Below are 21,839 nucleotides of genomic sequence, written 5' to 3'. Positions count from 1 at the left end.
TTATTTAGCTTATTAAAGGATACTATTATTTTCGTTCTTTGGTGCATTAAGCTCACATAAGGGAATTAAAACAGCGAATGATTACTATTTTCATGCATATGTGTAAAGTGATAAATGAATTTTTTTACTTCTCATTTGAGCCAACTTTAGTTATATGAAATGTCAGCCATTATTTTAGACCACTTTCTGAATTTTTAGAGTATACATGCTCTTAGTTTGATTAATCGATTTACTAAATTTCTTGGTAGCATTTGATATTAAACCTCTTTCACAATTTGAGGAGGTTTAATATCAAACGGTAATTACAGCTAAAACCTTTTAAGCTACTTTTGGTCGGTCTTTACTTGGATTGTTTTGAAGCTCATTCTGTGAATAAAAAACTGGTTCTGTGCCTAGACTGCCAGAAGACTCTTTAGATGACAAACTATACGTTTTGTAACCTCGATAAATATCAAAAAGCTGAAAAAAGATCTTAAAGGAATCTTTCATTGAGAGTTTCGAATCATCTACATGCACCCACCTGTCAAGCGGGGATTCACTGATTATTTCCAATGCTTTTTTTCTGCCAAAGTTTACTCCGATTCTTTTGAATATTTCAACATCAAATAACCATCGAGTTAGAAATGGACGGTTAAATACAATTTTTGCAATTTCTACATCCATAATCTTGGCTCCACATTGTGTATCGTTGAAGGGCATTTTTAAGATGAATCTAATGATCAGGTTTATCATTTTGCTAATTATGGCACGTGCTGAATCCTTAGAAATTTTGGCTCCCATTCGTAGCATTCTTGAACCACTTACAACTCGATGATTGGAGTTCTTTAAAACATGCATCAAATTTTTAAAATCTATAAAGTCGGTTGATAGATCTGCATCTAAATAACCAATATATTCGATATCAGTATTCTCTGTTAATAGCATTGCACCTTTTCGGACTGCTTCAGCTTTTCCACCGTTCTGTTTGCAATCATGAACACTGACACTTAATGGAAACTCTTCTTTTATTGAAAGAAGAACATCTATGGTACGGTCACTACTACCATCATTTACAAAACATAGATGATATCCAAGGTTTTCATGTAAAAACTTTCTAAATTCTTGAACAGGTAGCCTTTTCTCTTCATTGTAACAGGGTATTACTACTCCAATGATACTATCTTGAATAAACTGATTGGCAGTGTCAGGTTCGCATGCCTTTATGGTTTTGGTGCTATTCGCAATTGCTTTTAACCTTGCAGATATCTCTTTTAGGCTTACAGGCTTTCGTATATAATCATTAGCACCATAATTAAATGCTTTTGAAACAACCTCTGGGTCATCATTTCCGGAAAGCATAATGATAGGAATGTTTGATTGCATATTTTTGCGGATATGCTCCACAACTCCTAACCCAGATATACTCGGCATATTGAAGTCAACCATGACCACGTCTGGCTGAAATTCTTTCATTATACTAATTCCCATGTGCCCACTTGTGGCTACTTTTACTTCATATCCTAATTTTATAAGACATTTTTTTAAATACATAAGAACGATTCGTTGATCGTCTATTGCTAATACTTTCATAGGTTAAATTTTAAGTTGAGTTTGGGACTCAATTTTGGTTGGATATTTATCGCACCAAGATAATAACGTAATAACTTTATAAATATTACAGAAAAATCTTACATTTTATTATTTTTTATATCAGATAAATTTTAAAATGCTTAAAATCAATTATTTAAAACTTATCCAAATATGTGATTTTATGATTCATTTAGTCCTTATTCGTTCTTAATATGTAAATTATTGATTAGATTTTTATTGTCTGAAGAAGAGTTGAACAAATTTTTATTTAATACTATTAAAATTTAAACAACTGAATAATAGATAGTTAAAATAAAATGAAAAGAGATTGATTGTTTTTTGATGCCATTTTAATAGAAACGCGTAAGAAAAGTATAAAACTTTCGTTAAAGTAGTATAAAACTTACAAAAATATATTGAAAATGATACTCCAGTACTTTAAATGCCTTTTGTTCTTTGTTTTTTTTACTTTTTTACTGATTTCTTGTTCATCTGAAATAATTGAGAGAGAAATTGTTGAAGAACATTCTTTAGATGTTACCCAAACAATATCTGATTCCCTTCTTTTGAGCATCTTAGAAGAAGAAGAAGATATGATCAAGCAAGTTCAATCAGGTAAAATTTTTGATATTCAAGGTATGGAGGTAGCGAAAGAGAATCCCAAAAAAGTGTATGCCCATTATATGCCATGGTTTCAAAGTTTGGATTTTGATGGTCGGTGGGGTCAACACTGGACTATGGCCAATAAAGATCCCAATGTTATCGATGCAAATGGAAGACGGGAAATTGCTTCGTTCTTTTACCCAGAAATAGGGCCTTATTCTTCGACTGATCCCGATTTGCAAGAATATCATTTTTTGATGATGAAGCTGGCGGGCATAGATGGAGTTATATTTGATTGGTATGGCAGTCGTGATTTTTATGATTATGGAATCATGAAACAGGCAACGGAGACCTTTATGTGGCGGCTTGAAGATTTAGGTCTTGACTTTTCAATTATGTATGAAGATAGAACTGCTGTTCAGGCATATGAATTGGGTTATGCACCAGATATAGTTACTGCAGCAAAAGAAGATTTCGAGTACATTAGGGATACTTACATGACGAGTGTACGCTACATGAAATGGGGTGAAAAACCTACTATGTTTGTCTTCGGCCCCCACCATATTCAAGATGTCACTTCTTGGGATGAAATTTTCACCGTTTTTCAAGAGAATGAAAAACCCAATTATCTTTCTTTGTGGGCTACTTCTAACCAATGGGTAGGCGAAAGCGCTACTGGTGAGTTTGCATGGGTGGACAGTACACATTTGGAAGCCCACGGTCACTATTACTGGCATATGGATCTAACCGATAAGTTGACTGTTGGAAGTGTCTATCCAGGTTTCAATAATTTCAGTGAATTAGGAGGCTGGGGTCTTATTCATGATTGGTCGATCGATTGGAATGCTGGTAATACCTTTGTTGAAACCTTGAATTATACCCATCATCAAACAGCTGATTTCATACAGTTGGTTACGTGGAATGACTTTGGCGAAGGCACTATGATAGAACCTACTGAGGAATTTGGTTTTATGTTTCTTCAATTGTTACAGCAATATACTGGAGTGTCCTATACTCCTGAAGATTTACAAATCGCACAAGACCTTTATTTTTTGCGAAAAGAAGTTGCCAACAACAATGCCTCTAAAACTGCTTCTTCAAAAAGAAGCAAAAAAGACCTGCCACAGTTATTCCTAGACAGGGCATATCAGTATATAAAACAAGGCGATATGAGAAGAGCGCGGTATATCCTTTTGGCTGTTGATCGTTTTTTTAACTGAATCTAAAACTTTTATATCCCTATAATCCAAAAACTTATTGCCAAATTCTTTGTAGAATACTCTATTCTGGGAACCATATTTTTTTGGTAGCTCCATTGAATTTTATTGTTAAAGACTGTATTTGAGTTGTCGACTAAACTATTTGACTCAATTTAATGCTGAAAGTATAGGCCATTGCAAGTATGACTAGTGAAATAATTACGAGCCTTTTTTAGTGAGAGCAGTCCATTAATATTAAAGAAATTCACCTTAAGTTCTTTAATCAGTTTGATAAACCAGAATTATCGAAAAACGCATATAAACAAATCGTCATTTGCAACTTACACTAATTAGTGTGGTTTTAATTAAAAAGTAAGATTTTGAAAGGTACTATCTTATAAAGCGTTTTGTAGAGTTGAATGCTGGAAAAATTTTAAACTTCGTAAAAAATTCTTTTGACTTATGTTTTAGGGTCAATTCCATCATTCTAGCTTTACGATAATAAACTCCGATCTTCGATTGATGTCATGTTCTTCATTTGAACATTTGACACCATTATTACAGTGGTTTAGTAAGTTTTTTTCTCCATAGCCAATGGCACTTTCAATGCGATTGGCTTCAATTCCTTGCGAAATAATGTAGTTCCCTGTTGATTTTGCCCTTCGGTCAGATAAATTTTCATTGTATCTATCACTACCTCTGGAATCTGTATGTGACTCTACTTTAATAATCATTTTGGGGTATTCTTTCATAACCTCCACAATTTTGTTAAGCTCCTGGGCCGCATCTGGTCGAATGTTCGCCTTGTTCAAATCAAAATAGATGTCATCAATTTTAATTTTGAGTACGCCATTTTCCATGACAATTAACTTATTAAGTTCTTTAGTCAAGATTAATAGAATACTATTGTCCTTTCCCAATTCATCTGTAGTGGTGAAAGGCTGCTCTACAGATTCATATCCTTCTTTTGAAACAATGATTTTATATTCAGTCTCACAATTCAAAAGCGTCTCAAAATGGAATACGCCGTATGCATCGGTTTTTCCTTTACTGAGATTAGTACCATCATTGGACAGCAATTGAACTTCTGCATTTACTATCGCTTGATCATTGGATTTTCTCAATACTGTCCCTTTTACCGTTTGTTCACATTTTGTGGCTAATCTTTGGAATGAATAAATATCATCATCTCCTACTCCTCCTTCGCGGTTGGAAGAAAAGTATCCGCGATTGGATACTTCATCAACAATGAGTCCGAAATCATCAAAACGGCTGTTCAGCACTGGGCCTAGGTTTACTGGGGCGGATAAGGTATCCGTAATTTTGCTTTCAAAAACATCCAAGCCCCCTAAACCAAGATGTCCATCGGAAGCAAAGTATAATTTTTCATTAGTCACAAACGGAAACATTTCTCGCCCTGAGGTGTTTATTTTGACTCCTAAATTTATAGGTTCAGAATAAGTGCCATTTTTATCAATATACACGTAATAGATGTCCGTGCCACCAATGCCTCCTGGCATATCGGAAACAAAGTACAGTCTTTTGGAATCTGGACTTAATGCAGGCTGCCCAACGGAATAACTATTGCTGTTGAAGGAAACTTCTTCGGGATTGGTCCAATAGCCACCTTGTAATTCACTACGGTATAATTTTAGATGATTGGTGCCTTTATCATCGCGTTCTAAATATTTATTTGTGTAGTTATTTCGGGTGAAATACATGATGGTTCCCTCTTTATTAAAGGTCACGGAAGCTTCATGGTATTTCGTATTGATATCAGTGCCAAATTGACGGACATCCACTAAATCACTACCCAGTTCTACTGTATCTGCCTCATACAAATTCAAGTATGGTTGTTGGTTCCACTCATATACCCTAGTATGAAGGTTCATACTATCTCTACTTGATGCAAAAACTATTTTATTTTGATAAAACATCGGTCCAAAATCTGCATTTGAGGAATTGAGTGATAAAGGAGATACTACAAATTTAGGTTGTTGGTTAATCAATTCATCCAAGGCAATATCATTGTCCATGAACTGGTCCACTTCAAATTTGTTTTTATCAGCTTTTTTCGAATAGATTTTCATCAGCGCTTTAGCCAGATTATAATTTCCTACACCTTTTAATGTATGTATATATTTAAAGATGTACTCTAGACTTAAGGTACGTTCATATTTAGAAAACAACTGACCGTACCATTTGACCGCCATTTCCATATTGGCATTTTTGTAATACGTGTCACCGAGTTTTTCAAGAGTTTCCTGAGAGTCATCTCCTCTCCTTATCCTTCTCTCATATTCTTTGGCAGCATCGATATAGTGAAAATTATCAAACTTCTTTTTTGCCGCTGGTTTGGCTTCTTGTGCTCTCAAAATTGTTAGAGGTAAAAGTGCGAATAGTAAATAAATACTTGTTTTCATAAAAGTTGGCTTAATAGAATCTTGGAGATTTTAAACGGTTTTCACGTGTAACTAATTCGAATCTTAAAAATATCTCATGGGTGCCGCTGTTGAAATTTCTTAAATCGGTGGTTGTTCTGTCATAAGCATAACCAATACCCAGACCAGGGGAAATCTGAAGCCCTACTAATCCTGAAAAAGAATCGTCCCAGCGGTAGGCAATACCTGCAGTAATGGTTTCACGTATCATAAAATTGGCCGATAGATCAGTAATAACAGGAGCTCCTGGTACCCATTTTATAAAAAATGCAGGTTTGAACTTTATGTCTGCGGTTAGGTCACGTACTAGCCCTCCAATTAGAAAATAATGCAAACGTTCTGTTGCAATTTCTTGGGTTGCCCCATCGTAATGATCTTCAGAGAAAAAATTAGGGACAGCAAACCCTAAATACGCTTTTTCGGTATGATAATAGGCCCCAGCACCAATGGTGGGGAAGAAACGGTTTTCAATATTATCTTGAAAAGAAATATCAGGGTTCTGAATAAGCCCTTTTGAAAAATCAACATTAAAAATACGCCCACCTGCCTTTAAGCCTAATGAAAGCCTCTGGTTGTTTTGACCTACTTGAATACTATATGCAAAATTGCCATCTAGAAAAAGTTCATTTGAAGGCCCTAATTCATCATATGTTGCTACGATTCCTAAACCGACTTTTTCGCTCATAGGGCCATCAATGGCAAATACCTGAGAGGTAGGTGCACCATTAATACCGACCCATTGTGAACGGTGCATGCCTAAGATTGATAGGTGCCCACGAGAACCGGCATACCCTGGGTTCACGGTAATGGTATTATACATGTATTGTGTAAACTGGGGGTCTTGTTGCGCTTCTAACTGAAATGTTATCAGTAACAGAAGCACCAAAAGTGCTTTATTATACATTTTTTTTGATTCTATTTTTTTCATTGTTTCTGATATGATATTATCGGTTGATGTATAACCAATCTGTGATAGGGTCTGACCCATCACCCAAATTCAAAATGTAGTAGTATGTTCCGACGGGGAGAAATTCTTGTTTTTGAATTACAGCCCTACCATTAGAAGTGCCATTAAATTCGTTATTGTATCCTTGCTTTTCATAAACAATATTTCCCCATCGATTATAAATTTTAAGTGTATTGTTAGGGTATTTTGAAATACAGTCAATGACAAAGGTTTCGTTTACCCCGTCTCCATTGGGAGAAAATTCATTGTAGAACATTAGACAGGTAGGTTCAATTGAAGCAGTTGCCAAATCATTGGAATTATCGATATCAAATTGATCGACAAATGCTAGGACGGCAGTATTTTGATAGTCTTCAATATCAAGTACTTCAACTAGAAGAGTTAGTGTCGCTGATTCGGTTTCATTTAATGTGTCAATTTCCCAGAAACCTTCTGAGGTATCGTAGGCACCCAGTGTGGTGTTGGCCGAGATTAGACGATAGCCATTGGGTAGCCTTTCTTCAATACCGATATTTGTTGCCTCATGGGCACCATTATTGGTAACTATAATCGTAAAGGTGATTTCGCTTCCGATATTAGGTCTTGGATTGCTAACTGTTTTTTGAACTTCAATATCAACAGATTGCGGCGTAACAACGACCAAGGCTTCGTCATCATCGGCGAGACCATCCGAGAAGTCATCCAAAGTCCTGTCAACCGTAACATCACTGTCAGGATCTGCTTGGTCGCTGGCCGTGATTTCAACTTGATTGGTGTACTCACCGTCCGCACCTGTGGGAGCATTAACCCTAGCCAAAATGAGTAGGGTTTCCGTAGTACCGTTGGGAATTACCCCGTTCGTATTCCATACTCCAGTGTCTTCATCATACGTTCCAGCAGTGGCAGTATGTGCTTGATAAGTAAACCCAATTGGTAATAAGTCGTTCACAACCACACCAGTTGCGTTACTATCACCGTTGTTGGTCAAATTAATGGTAAATTCAATAATATCACCTACTTTCGGATTGGCGTTATCTACTGTTTTTGCAATTGATAAATCGGCCAAGCCTGTGGGAACCGGATTAACGGTATCTTGATCATCCTCGGAATTCAAATTGTTATCCGGGGTAGAATCGGGATCAAAAGTATTCAATGCGATTAGTTCTGCCGTATTGGAATAATCGCCGTTTGATAGAACTGTTGCGATAATTTCCAAGGTTTCAGTTGCCCCATTGGGAAGTGTGGGGATATCCCAAGAACCAATGACATTATCGTAAGAACCAGCAGAAGCTGCTGAACTAACAAAATTATAGCCACTTGCTAAAATATCTTCAATGACCAGACCGGTGGCATCGCTAGGGCCATCATTTGTTACTGTTATTGTAAAGGTAATATCAGTACCTACGGAAGGGGCAAGATTATTTGCTGTTTTTACCAATGAAATATCGGTAATCACCCTCGGTAGCGTGACTTGTTCATCTTGATCATCTTCGCTAGGATTATTGTTATTTGGAGTGGAATTTGGATCTTGTTCATTAACCGCAATCAATTCAGCTATATTGAGATAACTACCAGTGGTATTGATGCCGACCGTAATGTTTAGTTCTGTAGTGGTGTCAGCTGCTAAACTTGAAACGCCCCAAATACCTGTTGTAGGGTTATAAGTACCACCACCATCATCACTCACATAGCTATATCCGGTAGGTAATACATCACGTATCTGAATGCTTGTGGCTTCACTAGGCCCTGTGTTATTCAAGGTTAAAGTGAACGTAATTTGGTCAGATACGTCTGGAAACTCGTTATCGACTGTCTTAGTCAGGGAGACATCTGCAATTGGTATAGGTGCGGTAATAGCCTCATCATAATCATCTTCAGTGGTTACTGTATTCCCCGGTGTCGAGTCGATATCTAAATTATCTGATGTCCAAATTTCAGCCGTATTAGCATAATTACCAGTTGGATTTACAATTGCCGTAATTTCCAAGGTCTCAGTAGTTCCGTTGGGAAGAGTACCGTTTAAACTCCAAATACCTGAGACTTGGTTGTAATTTCCTGCCGTTACGGTATTGGAAACATAGGTATAACCTGATGAAATAATATCTAATACTGAAACACCGGCTGTATCACTAGGTCCATTATTGGTAAGGTTAATCGTGAATTCGATAGTTTCACCTACCATAGGGGCGGGGTTATCCACTGTCTTAGACAATTCTAGGTCGGACACCAAAACAGGGATTGGTTCGATGGTCTGTTGGTCATCTTCAGTATCATCATTGTTTGCTGGTAAAGAATCAATATCATCTTCATTTAAATCAGTCAGCTCTGCGGTGTTAGTGTAAATGCCATTAGTCAAAACAGTCGCTTCGATAGTCAGTGTTTCTGTTACTGCATTGGCTAAGTTTCCAACAGTCCAAGAACCATTAAGCGGTTCGTAAGTTCCAACCGATGGTATTGCACTGACATATTCATAACCTGATTCAAGCAAATCTGTTACCACTACATCTGTTGCATCACTTGGTCCATCATTGGTGACCGTGATAGTAAAAATGATGTTACTTCCTATATTTGGTGTATTGGTATTGGCACTCTTTGTCACTGAAATATCTACCATCTGCCTTGGCGTGACTACTACCTCATCTTGATCATCTTCTGAACCGATGGTGTTGTTGGGTGTTGAATCTTCATCTAATTGATCATGGGCAATGACTTCGGCCACATTGGTATAGTTTCCAGTAGTGTTTACCGAAGCAGTAATATTGAGAGCTGCACTTGCGCCATTCGCTAAATTTGCAATGCTCCAGATACCCGTTCCAGATACATATGCGCCCCCACTATCATCTGAATTATAGGAAAAACCAGAAGGTAAAACATCCAAAACCTGTATACCAGTTGCATTACTTGGCCCATCATTTGTGACAGTTATGGTAAAGATCACATTGTCAGCTATATCGGGTGTAGTTGTGCTCACGGTCTTGGTCAGCGACAAGTCGGCTACTTCTATTGGTGTAACAACGACATTATCTTGATCATCTTCTGTCAAGACATCATTATTCGGTGTAGAATCCACGTCAAAAATACTGGCCGAAATGACTTCAGCCACATTGGTATAATTGCCATTAGGATTTACTAAAACATCAATGACTATGGTCTCATTTCCACCAGCCGAAACATTACCTACCTGCCATATCCCAGTATTTTCATTATAGATTCCTGAAGTTGCACTGTAGAGCTCAAAGTTATACCCTGAGGGAAGTAAATCTTGAACTACTACATTATTGGCATCAACGTCTCCTACATTAAGAACGGTAATTTCAAAACTGATTTCGCTACCGACTAAAGGTGTGGTGTCGCCATCGACAACTATCTTAGTTAACTCTAGGTCTCCGATATTGGGAGAAACAGTAAGTGTATCTTCATCGTCATCGTCACCATTGCCGTTACCGTCTTCATCAACAGTGGTATCTGTATTAGGATTGCTATCTGGGTCAAATTGATCACTTGCGGTTATCTGTGCAGAATTCACATATTCACCTGCTGTTCCTGATGGGGTATTGATGATTGCCTCGTAGGTTACCGAAGTAGTTCCGCCATTGGCCAATACGGTTAGGCTGTTCCATGAAGCGGTATTGATAGCTTGGCTACCCCCATCATTTACGGTTGTAAGGGTATATCCTGTAGGAAGTGTGTCTTCCAATGCTACACCCGAGGCCACATTGGGGCCTTGATTGGTCATAGTCAGTGTGAAAATGACGGTATCACCAACATCTGGTGTTAAATCACTTACCGTTTTTACTAAACTAAGATCAGCCTGTTGGGGCGTTACACCTACATTGTCCTCATCGTCCTCACTTTGGTCACCATTATCGTTATTAGGGGTGCTATCCGTATCAAATTGATCGGCACCAGTTATCTGTGCAACATGTTCATATTCATCCGCATTGCCCGTAGGCTCCAATACTTCGGCATTGAAGGTCAAGGTCAAGGTATTGTTTCCCACTGGTACGTTAAGTCCGGACCAGTTGATGGTAACTGCTCCTAATGAACCTCCGTTATTTATTCCGGTTATGTTTCCAAACCCTGAAGGTAAAAGATTTTCAATGGCTACTCCGTTTGCTGAGACATCACCCAAGTTGCTTATATCAATGGTAAACGTGACCACATCGCCAACATTTGGGTTTGTATTACTAACATTTATATTTAACTCCAAATCAATAACTTGGGGTGTTACTATAAAAAAGTCTTCATCGTCCTCACTTTGATCTCCATCATCATTGAAAGGCTCGCTGTCGGGATCATCTTGGTTGCTTGCAGTGATTTCCGCAATGTTCAAGTATTCGTCTGAAAAGCCGTTGGGCTCGTTTACGGTAACCTCATAAGTTACCGTGGTGCTTCCCACGGGAAGTGATGCAATATCCCAACTTAAAAAAGTACCTGCAATGGCAGTTCCTCCATTGTTTACGGTTTCTAATGTATATCCTGAAGGTACCTCGTCTTCCAATCTAACATTTGTTGCGGTATCTGGCCCGGAATTGGTTATTGTTAGTTCAAAGACAATAGTATCATCAACATTGGGTGTATCATTAGAAGAGGCTGAAACATCTTTAACTAAACTCAGGTCAGCCGATTGTAGGGCAAAGGCAGCACTGTCCTCATCATCCTCGCTCTGGTCACCGTCATCGTTGTTTGGGGTACTGTCGGTATCAGGCAGGTCAGAGGCGGTAATCTCTCCTATTGTACCGTAGTTTCCATTATCGTTGATGGTGACCTGGTATTCCAAGTCCAGTGTTACACCATTGGCAACATCGAGACCGCTCCAGGTTATCGTTCCGCTTCCTGGATTATAAACTCCGCCGTTGGTTATGCTTCCGGGTACGATGTCCATACCGGAAGGTAGTGTGACTACCACTTCGACATTGGTCGCATCACCAGTTTCTATGGCATCGTTGTTGAATACCGATACGGTGTAATCTACGGTGTCGTTCACATTTCCACTGGACGTTGAATTATTGATGCCCAGTTGAAGGTCCACTTGTTCTAAAGTCACTTGGGCGCTGTCCTCGTCATCTTCGCTTTGGTCTCCATTGTCATTGTTCGGGTCGCTATCAGGGTCGTTTTGGTCACTGGCTATCACCTGTGCGGTGTTCAGGTATTCGTTTGTGACTCCTGTTGGTGGGTTCAGGGTAGCAGTGAAGGTCACCGTTGTGGACCCCCCGTTTGTAACGGAAAGCCCCGACCAGGTGATGGTATTACCCGATTGTACCCCACCATCGTTGATTGTGGTGATGTTGTACCCCGAAGGCACAATATCTTGAATACTCACCCCCGTCGCATTGTCGGTACCTGCATTGACTACCTCCAATGAGAAGGTCACAGTCTCGCCAACACTTGCCGTAGAGGGGCTAACAGTTTTGTTCATGCTCAGGTCGGCCGATTGAATGGTAACAGAAACATTGTCTTGATCGTCTTCAGTCGAAATATCATTGTTTGGTGCTGAGTCAGGATCAAACTCATTACTTCCCGTAATTTCTGCCGTGTTGTCATAATCTCCAGTCGCATTTACTATAGCATCAAAAGTGAGATCTAATGTACTGCCATTGATAATTGAAAGATTTGACCAATCTATAGTGAAGTTTCCTGAGTTGTATACTCCATCATTGCTAACAGTTCCTAAAACTAATGTGTATCCATTAGGAATAACATCTCTAATAGATACGCCTGCGGCATCGGAACCTGCTGAAATATCATTATTGAAAATTGAAATAGTAAATGTCACGGTATCGCCTGGATTAACAGTATTTGGACTGACTGTTTTGGTTAATTCTAAATCTGCTAAACCATCAATAATAACCGTGACGGTATCACTTACATCTGAACAAATACCGTTAGAAACAGTCCATTGAAACTCATAGGTTCCTACATTGGTGCCAATAACATCTGTTGTTGGATCAGTATCATCAATGAATGACACGGTTGTAGGACCTGAAAGCTGTGACCAAATTCCATTTCCAAAAGTCGGAGGTGTTGCCCCTAAAGTCAAGGTTGAAAATTGTTGTAAACTTTGATCTGGGCCGGCTTCAGCCGCAACAGGTTGGCTAATTATCTCTACTTCCATTTCATCGGTTAACGTACAACCACCATTTAAAGCTGTCCATGTAAATTCGTAAACCCCAGGCTCTAAATTCAATACTAAGGAATTCGGATTATTGGGCGAGGTAATATTGGCAACTGTACCTGGATCCGTTACACCTGGTCCTGCGGTCTGCGACCAAGTACCCGTACCAATAGTCAATGCCACGGCGTTTAAGTTGGTTTGTGTTGCATCACAAAACTCTTGGTCAGGCCCTGCATTAGCTGTTGATGGTGGGTCATCTGTAAAAGTAATGCTAACCGTGTCGGTTGATGGCGAGCAAACTGATGGTGAAAAAAATGATGTTCCGTTCGTTACGGTCCAAGTCAGTTCATAAGTCCCTAAAGTAGTAATGTTTGAAAGTGTTGTAGTCGGTGAGTTAGGACTGTCAATAACAGCACTCCCTCCGGATGGATCAACTGAAAAGGACCAAGTGCCTATACCGACCAAAGGATCTACCGCGTTCATTTGAACATCCAATTGGCATGCATTCGATTGATCAGCACCTGCATCAGCCGTTGAAGGAGCCTCAAAAACTTCTATTCGAACAACATCTGCGGTATTGGAACAGCTTCCTGATTCGAAATTCCACTCCAAGATATAAATGCCTGGTACAGAAAGATTTGATAACGTTGAGGAAGGGTTATTGGGCAAATCTATTGTTGCCACGCTTCCAGAAGGTTGTTCGGCAAAGCGCCATTCGGCATTGGTAACATCCCCAGGAGGGGTATTGCCAGCCAAAGTTGTCTGATTTGGTACCACTAAATCTCCTTGACACAAAATTTGGTCGGGGCCCGCATTGGGGTCTACTGATGGGGAAGTACTAGAAATAACGGTCACCTCATCAAAAGTTGATCCACATGAGGCTCCATAATCGGTGGTAAATCTGAAGATATACGTGTTGCCGGGAGTAATTGATACTTCTGCAACATTACTGTTTACCGGGTTTTGTGTAATAGTAGCCGCCGGAGCTCCGTTTGGTGTTTGGGTCCAAGTTCCTGTTGAACCAAAAGTCGCTTCCAATAAAAAGTTTGTGGTCTCGCAAAAGTTAAGGTCCGGACCTGCATCAGCAGGAACAAAAACATCGATATTTAAATCAGCAAAAGAACTGGGACAGTTTGAATCTCCAACTATTGTCCATCTAAAGATATAGGATCCTGCAACCAGATTGGTAACATTGGTATTAGGATTATTTACATCTGCTATGATTGGCGTGTTTGGAGCACCGGAGAGAAGTGTCCAAAAACCGGTTTCAATGTTTGAATCAAAGCCGTTACCAGATAAAATGGCGTTGGTTGCATTACAAATTGTTTGATCTGTCCCTACAGTTGCTATAGTGGGAGGAATACCTACATTAAGAATAACTTGATCTGAATCTGTTGAGCATGAACCATTATTTACAGTCCATTCAAAAATATATTGGCCTGAAAAAGTAAAGGTAAATTGCGCGGATGTACTGGTATCATTATCAATGGTAAAACCGCCGGGCCCGCTTACCTGTGTCCAACGACCGGTACCAGTTGAACTCGTTGCCGCCATGGTAAATGTGTCTGAACATGCCGATTGATCGGGCCCAGCATCGGCAGAAGCAATGGTGCCAATTGTAATCTCTACCTCATCAAAAGTTGATTGGCAACCCGTCTTAGAAATTGTCCAGGTAAGTATATAGCTCTGTTCTATTGAAATATTTGCTGATGTATTAAATTGTGTGGCATCATTGAATGAAATTCCAGTAGATGGAAAAGCTGTCCATAGACCAGTTTCACCTGCTTGAGGTGAGTTAGCTGAGAGGGTCACAGAAGTTGTTCCAACAGGTAAGCACTGATCTGGTCCGGCATCCGATAGTGAAGGACCCTGAGTTCCGCCGGTCGTTATAGTGACGGTATCACTACCTGGTGCAGGACATGTAATATCGTTGGGATTTTCTATGGTCCAGCGTAATACATAGGTCTCATTGGCAATGTCTAAGCCAGAAACCATAGTGTTAGGGTCGTTCTCATCTTCAAAGATTATAGTAGTACCTAAAGGAGCACTATCTACTGACCATGTTCCCTGCAGATTTGCTGTTGGCACATCACCTATCATAAAGATAGGAGCCTCAAAACACACCATGCTTTGGTCAGGACCCGCATCAACTACGATAGGTGCATCTGAAGAAACCTCAACGGTTACCAATGACTCAGCTGATGGTGAGCAAACGTTTCCTCCTGAAATACTATATTGAAATTCATAAATACCTGGGATTAAGTTTGAAACCCCTGTGGTTTGCTCATAAGGGTTATTTAAGGTAGCAATATTTGGTCCACTTATTTGTGACCATAAAGACTGACCGATTGAGACTGTATTTCCTGTTAGTGAGGTGTTGGTTACATTACAGGCTAATATTTGAGGTGTGCCTGCATTTGCGTTTGTTGGAGTAAGAGAAATGGTAACATTGATGGCATCGGTCGCAACATTACAACCTGTTTGTACCGATCCACCAACCGCTCTTCTTAGTAAGACGGTATATGTGCCTTCTACATCAAAATCAATTGAGAGTGGTGAACTTCCAGTATTTTGAAAATTATTGGAATCAATTAATGAAGAGCCTGAAGGACCATTAACAATAGCATAGGTATTGCCACCATTGCCAGTCGTAGTAAATGGAATGTCAACCTCAGTTTGACCACATGCGGCAATGATGTCATTTCCGCTATTTGCAGTTATCGTAATTGGGTTTGTCGAATATCGTATAGTCGTGCTTGCAGAATCTTCACATCCTGTAGTTGCATTGGTAATAGTATAGGTAAACTGATAGGTACTGCTTCCATCCAACCCGGAAACCTGTGTAGTACTATTGGTAGGGTTTAAAATACTTGCTGTAGGCCCGGAGGTCTGCGTCCATTCTACGGTTTCGCCCGAATATTGAGGCTGAGAGCCATTAAGAGTGGCACTTGTTATTGTTGGGTCACAAAATCTAATGACATTATTTTCAGTACTGGCATTAGTTATATCTTGAGTGGCTTCACCAACTGTAATGGTAACTGTATCTTGACCAGATGCGCAAGGTCCTTCGACAGTCCACCTAAAAACATAAGTACCTTCGATAAGATTGGTAACATTCGATTGGTTGTTGTTTACATCCGCAATATTTGGTGTGCTAGGGCCACTTACAAAAGACCAAGTGCCTTGTTGACCTCCAATCCCATTTCCACCAAAGCTTCCGTTTAAATTAGTAGATTGAAAGACTGTATAGCAGTTATCCAAGGTTTGGTCCGCACCAGCAGTCACCGGCTGTTCTCCACCATAATTGGTGATGGTTATAGTGTCAAATGATTCGCAGTCCTGCCCTACGGCATAATCAGGTCCGGTTATGGTCCATCTTAAGGTAGTGACTCCTGCACTGTCTTCTGGTAATGTAATTGTAGAAGTTGCCGAATTCGGAAAGTTGATTACCACTCCGGCATTATTTTCTCCATCAATGCTCCAAAGCCCTGTTTCACCAGGATTAAGAGGTGTATTTCCAGATATAGAGACATTTCCTGTATTATTAGGACACGACGCCATATCAACACCTGCATCTGCTATTGTGATAGGTTCAACTGAAATCACAATATCTTGAAATTGGTCGCTACCGTCTGTACATGTTACTGACAAACGAAAGGTATAGTCATTACCGCCAATTAATCCGGTAATAGTAGTGTTCAAATCCGAAGGGTCATCAATAATGGCTGATGGGCCGCCTACTTGCGACCAAATTGGGCTTGATTGTATTAGACCTGTAGCTGCCCCAGATAAATTAAACGATGTATTTTCACAAATGGTTTCAGCTACACCGGCATTTACTGAACAGTTCTGGGCCCATGTCTGATTTAGTAAGATAAAGAAAATTGCAATAAAGAAAATTCTACTTTTTTTAGATAAAATAAAACACATTTTATAATATTTAAACTATATATGATGTAAGAATATTCAAACATATATAGATTGACTATATATTAAAATATTATGTTGTATTTTGTCGATAAAGTGTTGTCAAATACAGTATAATCGATGAAAGGGTAAGCTTTATGTGGATATTATTTCTAAGCAATTAAGTAATAAAATCTCAAAATTGTCAAATAGTCATTTGTACATATTTCTGTGAAAATTGAAATGCAGGTTTCGTCTCTAAATTTTTAGATGATTAGGGAGATAGAGAAAATAAATGCTATTAAACAGGATAATTTTTAAAGATTTCCTCTTAGGATTATTTACGCCTTTTATCACTTTTGCTATCTGATTGTTTTTAATGATGTCTGGAAATTGAAAAGACTAACTAATTATTAATTTACTTAAATGGTTTATTTCAGAATCACTTGAAGTTTTACGATTGATTTAATACATCGTATGGCTATGTGGAGTTACTTTTTGGATTTTAAATCCAAGTAATTTATTTTCTTAAGATTTAAATACAGAATAAATGTAGACAGTTTCCATAGGATATCAATAAAATTAAGAAATCTGTTAATTAATAATTTACAGGTTTAATGACTTAGAATGGTGCATTAAAAGTGGAGTCGGGGAGAATAACTTCGTTGTTCTCTGAAACTCGCATTCTTGCAAATAAAAATACCCATCGCATTGACGATGGGCATCTTGACTTTTAATAAAATACTCAAGCAAGCTTGGAATTTTATATAGCCGATATGCCACGTATTTTTGAGTGAAGTGGAGCCGGAGGGACTAGAACCCATCTTTTAAAAGCCCAATAAGCAAGGGTTTTCCGAACTTTTCAAAAAAAATACTCACCGAATAGGTGACTTAAATTTTAAATCTAAACAACGCATTTGCATCTGATGATACCGTTAGGGTAAGTTCTGCATATCCATCTTCCTCCATTCTGAATACATTGTTGTTGATCTGCAATTTCAAAATTTGGTGAAATGGACAAACCTCGAAGTTTAACATTTTCCAACCCATACTTCGATAACAATTCTTCTACTTTAAAGTATAATTCATCAGTAGAAGCTGCTTTTACCTTTTCTCTAAATTCTTTCGATGTCATAGTTGATATTTTTCTTGTTATCCATTAATTAGTTACTTCCACTTTTCCTTCCCAGGCACTTACATACTAATTTTCCATTTTCCACTCTACATACATAGCGGCCTTCATCATTTTCGCATTCAATCTTGTCTGTTAAATTAAATTCAGACTGAACAGAGAACCCATTAATCCTTACATTTTCCAATCCATTATTTGCCAATAAAACTTCAATTTCTGAGTACAATTCTGCAGTTGGTATTTCCTTTATTTTTTTTCTAAATTCTTTTGACTCCATGATTTAGTTATTTTTTGAAAATATTATAGTAGTATCTCTTAATTCGCCTGCTGGAGTTTCTGTTTTGGCCACAATAAGTAATTTGCCCAAATAACTCTCATTACCCAATGAGAACCTATTTTCTATTCTGCCAGAATCTCTGGTAAATAATGTGTTTTGATAATTATTAAATAAACCCAAGGTATTTCCCAATGTGTCCACAACATGAGTCTCTGCTTTTATGCCCGAATTTACCATGCCAACTGACCTAGAAAGCTCCGTAGTTATTTTAATCTGATTAAAGGAGTTTGGATTGATTGTTAAGGAGTCTGTGAAGACATTTATGGCTTCAGGATATGCATTTTCAAAGTTCACATCGACAGTTTTGGAGAACTGAGCTCCGTTTACTGATGCTGTTGCCTTTACTTGAAGTCTTTCCTGCTTATTATGTACAACGAATAGTTCTGAAATTCGTTGTTCAATACCATTTACCGATGTGAAAACCAAATTTTGACTACTGCTTTCCAAACTATCCTTAAAGACTACAAAATCTATTTTTTGGTCATCCTCAGTAGAAAACTCTTCATCAAAAGAAGCAACAACGGTTATTCTAGAAATGCCATCAGCTGGTGTGTTGTCATTTCTAACTTGTATATCCATAACGTCAATTAAGTTAGAAGGGTTAAAATCTTCAGGATTTTCACACCCGTAGACTAAACTTAGTATCATTAGAAAAGTGATTTTCCTCATTTTGTTAATTTTTGAAGTTACCACCGATTGAAGGGATTGATTTTTGTATCCATTTGCCAATTTCCAAATCTATGGAAAGACCAAAGTAGGGTGCAAAACCCAAAGATTTGTCCCCGCTAATAGCATCGATTTTGTTATAAAGTATTACTCCGGTATTCAATCGGGTGGCCTGAGTAAAAGCTTTATAACTACCTCCAATCATCCACGAAACTCTATTAAAGAAATCTTCTCTCTTGTTAGATTCCTCCAAGGAAGTAATGGTTATTCCCGTATGAAACGCCAACCGTTGCTTACAACTTAAATCGGACAGTGCCATAGGAACATTTTTGTTAACTGGCTCCAGTGCCACGTTTGCCCCCAAAAAGAGTGCCCCTTTAAAGTCCATATCTTCTATGGGACCTAGTAAAAAAAGTTGATAAACCAAAGTCAAGGGTAATTGAGTTGATAAAAGAGGTTTCGAATTTTGCCGGATAAGTTGAAAAATCTTTAAAAAGGTTTGGATTAATTTCATCATTCGTACCAGGCTTTATAAAAGGGTAGTTTGGTGGTATTTCATTTAATTCATTATATCTCTTAATTTGCTTTTCAAACTCTCTTTCTACTATCATTGTAATTTCATCTCCTCTATTATTATCTAGCACCTCTAACTTTGATGATAAATGTTTTTCATAAAACTCGTAGACATTCTCATAATCTAGATACAGGCCTATACCATATGCCTCCTGGCCAAAATCCCCAAAAACCCAAGTGTCATCATTTGTAAACTCTTGTTTCTTCGGGTCAAGCACCCATTCAATAAAGCGTAATATTTTTGACTTACTGAAATCAGGACAATCAAGTTTAGGATTGGAACAGTTTAAAATAGGGAATGTTTCAATCGCGAGTTCAATTATGGCATCTTCTGGTTGGTCAAATAGATTCTCTTTAGTTAGATTTTCTGATTTTAATTTTGCTCTAAACTCCTCTAATTCCTTTTTAGTTGGGAAAAAATATATGCTTTGACCATTAAATTTTTCTGGTTTTGCAAGGATTTTATCATTAAGCCTTTTAAGAAGCACCATCCATTTCTTTGGACACTCATAATTAGGTGCCCCTTCTTGTTTAATTAAGATGAATACTTTTACTATTTCTGAGATAGTTTTAGTTTCAAGAAAATATAGTTTGTTGGCTCTAAGTGAAGGAACGTATACCGAAAAACTTTTGTCCTTATTCTTTTCAAAGGATAGTTGGGTCTCGTCTTTTTCTAAGAAATGTTCTGGATTCTTGTTTCTTGAATTGCTAAAAATTTGTAAAGGAGAACCTTCTTTAAAGTATTCTTTGGAGTATTCCTTTTTAAGCGTCCTTAAATAAAAAGGTTTTTCAGTCAGGATTAGACTATCAGGCAATGTAACTTTTACTTCCAACGGTATTCCAAATGGGGTTTCTGAACTTGTTTTTTCTTCCTTTTTTTTCTCCTCCTTTTTGGTGTCAACGGTTACATTTTGATAAGACTTTAAAACAACAGATCCATTTTCTTCTCTAATGACTTTTTGTTCCTTTTGTTTTTGTTCCTCTTTTTCCTGACTAGTTGCAATTTGAAATGAGAATAGAACCAATAATGTGAGAATCGATTTTTTCATTTGGGTTGGAATCAGTTTTGTTTAAACCAGATTTTTACTGGACAATGATCTGAGATGTTATTCTTGGGATTCGCAAGTACTTCCTCAAACCGTGGAAATCTAAAAGTCTGCTTTTGGGTTGCAGGAGCATCATCATTTTCTGCCGTTACTTCATCTGTTTCGTATGCCATATAATTGACTTCCGCAGGCAGTGTATTATCACCTGCTGCGTTCATTTTTCGAAAACCAATACCCCTTCTTTCTATGTAAGGAGTAAAGGAATCATCAACTTCAATAGCTTTTTCAATTCTTTTGTTTAATTCTTTTGAAACCAAGAAATAATCTATTTGAGAAACTCTACTCCTAGATTTCCAATAGTATGTCCAGCGACTTTCGTAAGGTAGATGCCTTGAAATGACATCGATTAAATGTGGAGAATCCATTAAAGGTTTCAACCACGGACTGAAAGGTGTATCATTGAAATCACCAATTACAGCGAATAAAGCGGTATTATAGGACCCTTTAAATTTTTCTTTGATAATCTTTGCCACTTCGGCAGCCTGATTAAGTCTTCTAGTATGGCTTTTAAGTAACTTATTTTTATACTTTTCGTCTGTATCATCCTTATCCCTTTTCACCAATTTTGATTTGAAGTGATTTAGAAACAAATAGAGAGGTTCGTTTTTGATTTGCAATTCTACTTCTAGACAATCTCTGCTAAAGATTCGGTCTCCCGCATCATTGAAATCATCAATGTGGCTCTTCATCGAGTTAATGGGAAATTTTGATAGGATTCCAACATCAATATTTCTTGGATCATATGAATCAATCAACATTGAATATTGATATTCATTGTTGAAATATCTCTGATTTAATATCCTGATTGCTTCAATGTTTTCTACTTCTTGAAAACAGATTATATCAGGAAACTTATCATCGGGAGCTTTTAAAGCTTCCGATGCTAAATTCCTTCTTTTTGAGTCCCATACAATGAAGTTTTTGGTATATTTCCCAAATGCTATTCCTGGAAGATAGCCAATCACTTCTCCCGCTTCAATCAAGGAGTCTTTTGATTTAGAATTAGGCAGATTTTTTGAAAACTTGTATCTAAGGAAGAAATTGTTTGCGTTGAAGGTAGTTATTGAAATCATTATTATTGAGTGTATTTGCAATTAGAAGTTAAACCTTGTTCTTTGCTGGATAGGGCGGTCAATGTATACCACCTGCGGCGGATTAAACTGAGCAGTGCAAATCAAGTGCACGAGATCGACTCATTTTGGTGCTGAAGTTAACGTTTATTTTTAATTTTTTTCCTCATTGATTC

The 21,839-nt window shown here is 38.0% G+C and carries 11 protein-coding genes; 1 reads left to right on the top strand and 10 read right to left on the bottom strand.

What is annotated here, in order from left to right:
* Window positions 1–318: 318 nt before the first annotated feature.
* Entirely contained in the window at window positions 319–1,569 is a 1,251-nt protein-coding gene (locus tag ACFSQJ_RS18840; RefSeq protein ID WP_377768466.1) for a response regulator, read from the bottom strand.
* Between the two features lie 422 nt (window positions 1,570–1,991).
* Between ACFSQJ_RS18840 and ACFSQJ_RS18835 the strand changes: the two genes are divergently transcribed.
* Window positions 1,992–3,392 (top strand): glycoside hydrolase family 71/99-like protein, encoded by a 1,401-nt coding sequence (locus ACFSQJ_RS18835; protein ID WP_377768465.1) that lies wholly within the window; start codon window positions 1,992–1,994, stop codon window positions 3,390–3,392.
* A gap of 461 nt (window positions 3,393–3,853) precedes the next feature.
* Here the strand turns inward: ACFSQJ_RS18835 and ACFSQJ_RS18830 are convergent, their stop codons facing one another.
* The 9 genes from ACFSQJ_RS18830 to ACFSQJ_RS18790 form a co-directional block, all read right to left on the bottom strand.
* The gene (locus tag ACFSQJ_RS18830; protein ID WP_377768464.1) at window positions 3,854–5,794 is read right to left on the bottom strand and encodes an OmpA family protein; all 1,941 of its coding nucleotides are present in this window, start codon (window positions 5,792–5,794) and stop codon (window positions 3,854–3,856) included.
* A 10-nt stretch (window positions 5,795–5,804) separates the two neighbouring features.
* On the bottom strand, window positions 5,805–6,740 hold the full coding sequence (locus tag ACFSQJ_RS18825) for a PorP/SprF family type IX secretion system membrane protein (protein WP_377768463.1): 936 nt from the start codon (window positions 6,738–6,740) through the stop codon (window positions 5,805–5,807).
* Window positions 6,741–6,756: 16 nt separating this feature from the next.
* Complete coding sequence (locus ACFSQJ_RS18820; protein WP_377768462.1) at window positions 6,757–16,803, bottom strand: PKD domain-containing protein; 10,047 nt, start codon at window positions 16,801–16,803, stop codon at window positions 6,757–6,759.
* Window positions 16,804–17,683: 880 nt separating this feature from the next.
* The gene (locus tag ACFSQJ_RS18815; RefSeq protein WP_377768461.1) at window positions 17,684–17,914 is read right to left on the bottom strand and encodes a hypothetical protein; all 231 of its coding nucleotides are present in this window, start codon (window positions 17,912–17,914) and stop codon (window positions 17,684–17,686) included.
* 28 nt (window positions 17,915–17,942) lie between these two features.
* Complete coding sequence (locus tag ACFSQJ_RS18810) at window positions 17,943–18,188, bottom strand: hypothetical protein (RefSeq protein WP_377768460.1); 246 nt, start codon at window positions 18,186–18,188, stop codon at window positions 17,943–17,945.
* A 3-nt stretch (window positions 18,189–18,191) separates the two neighbouring features.
* Entirely contained in the window at window positions 18,192–18,917 is a 726-nt protein-coding gene (locus ACFSQJ_RS18805) for a hypothetical protein (RefSeq protein WP_377768459.1), read from the bottom strand.
* Window positions 18,918–18,921: 4 nt separating this feature from the next.
* Window positions 18,922–19,302 (bottom strand): hypothetical protein, encoded by a 381-nt coding sequence (locus tag ACFSQJ_RS18800; protein ID WP_377768458.1) that lies wholly within the window; start codon window positions 19,300–19,302, stop codon window positions 18,922–18,924.
* Window positions 19,292–20,536: a hypothetical protein gene (locus tag ACFSQJ_RS18795; protein ID WP_377768457.1), complete on the bottom strand. Its 1,245-nt coding sequence runs from the start codon at window positions 20,534–20,536 to the stop codon at window positions 19,292–19,294. Before ACFSQJ_RS18795 ends, ACFSQJ_RS18800 begins: the two co-directional genes overlap by 11 nt.
* Window positions 20,537–20,547: 11 nt before the next feature.
* On the bottom strand, window positions 20,548–21,666 hold the full coding sequence (locus ACFSQJ_RS18790) for an endonuclease/exonuclease/phosphatase family protein (RefSeq protein ID WP_377768456.1): 1,119 nt from the start codon (window positions 21,664–21,666) through the stop codon (window positions 20,548–20,550).
* Window positions 21,667–21,839: the final 173 nt, after the last annotated feature.

Source organism: Croceitalea marina, assembly GCF_042684265.1.
In the GTDB taxonomy this organism is placed as follows: Bacteria; Bacteroidota; Bacteroidia; order Flavobacteriales; family Flavobacteriaceae; genus Croceitalea; species Croceitalea marina.
The sequence above is the reverse complement of the archived record's forward strand: the minus strand, read 5'-3'. Positions and strand labels throughout refer to the sequence as shown.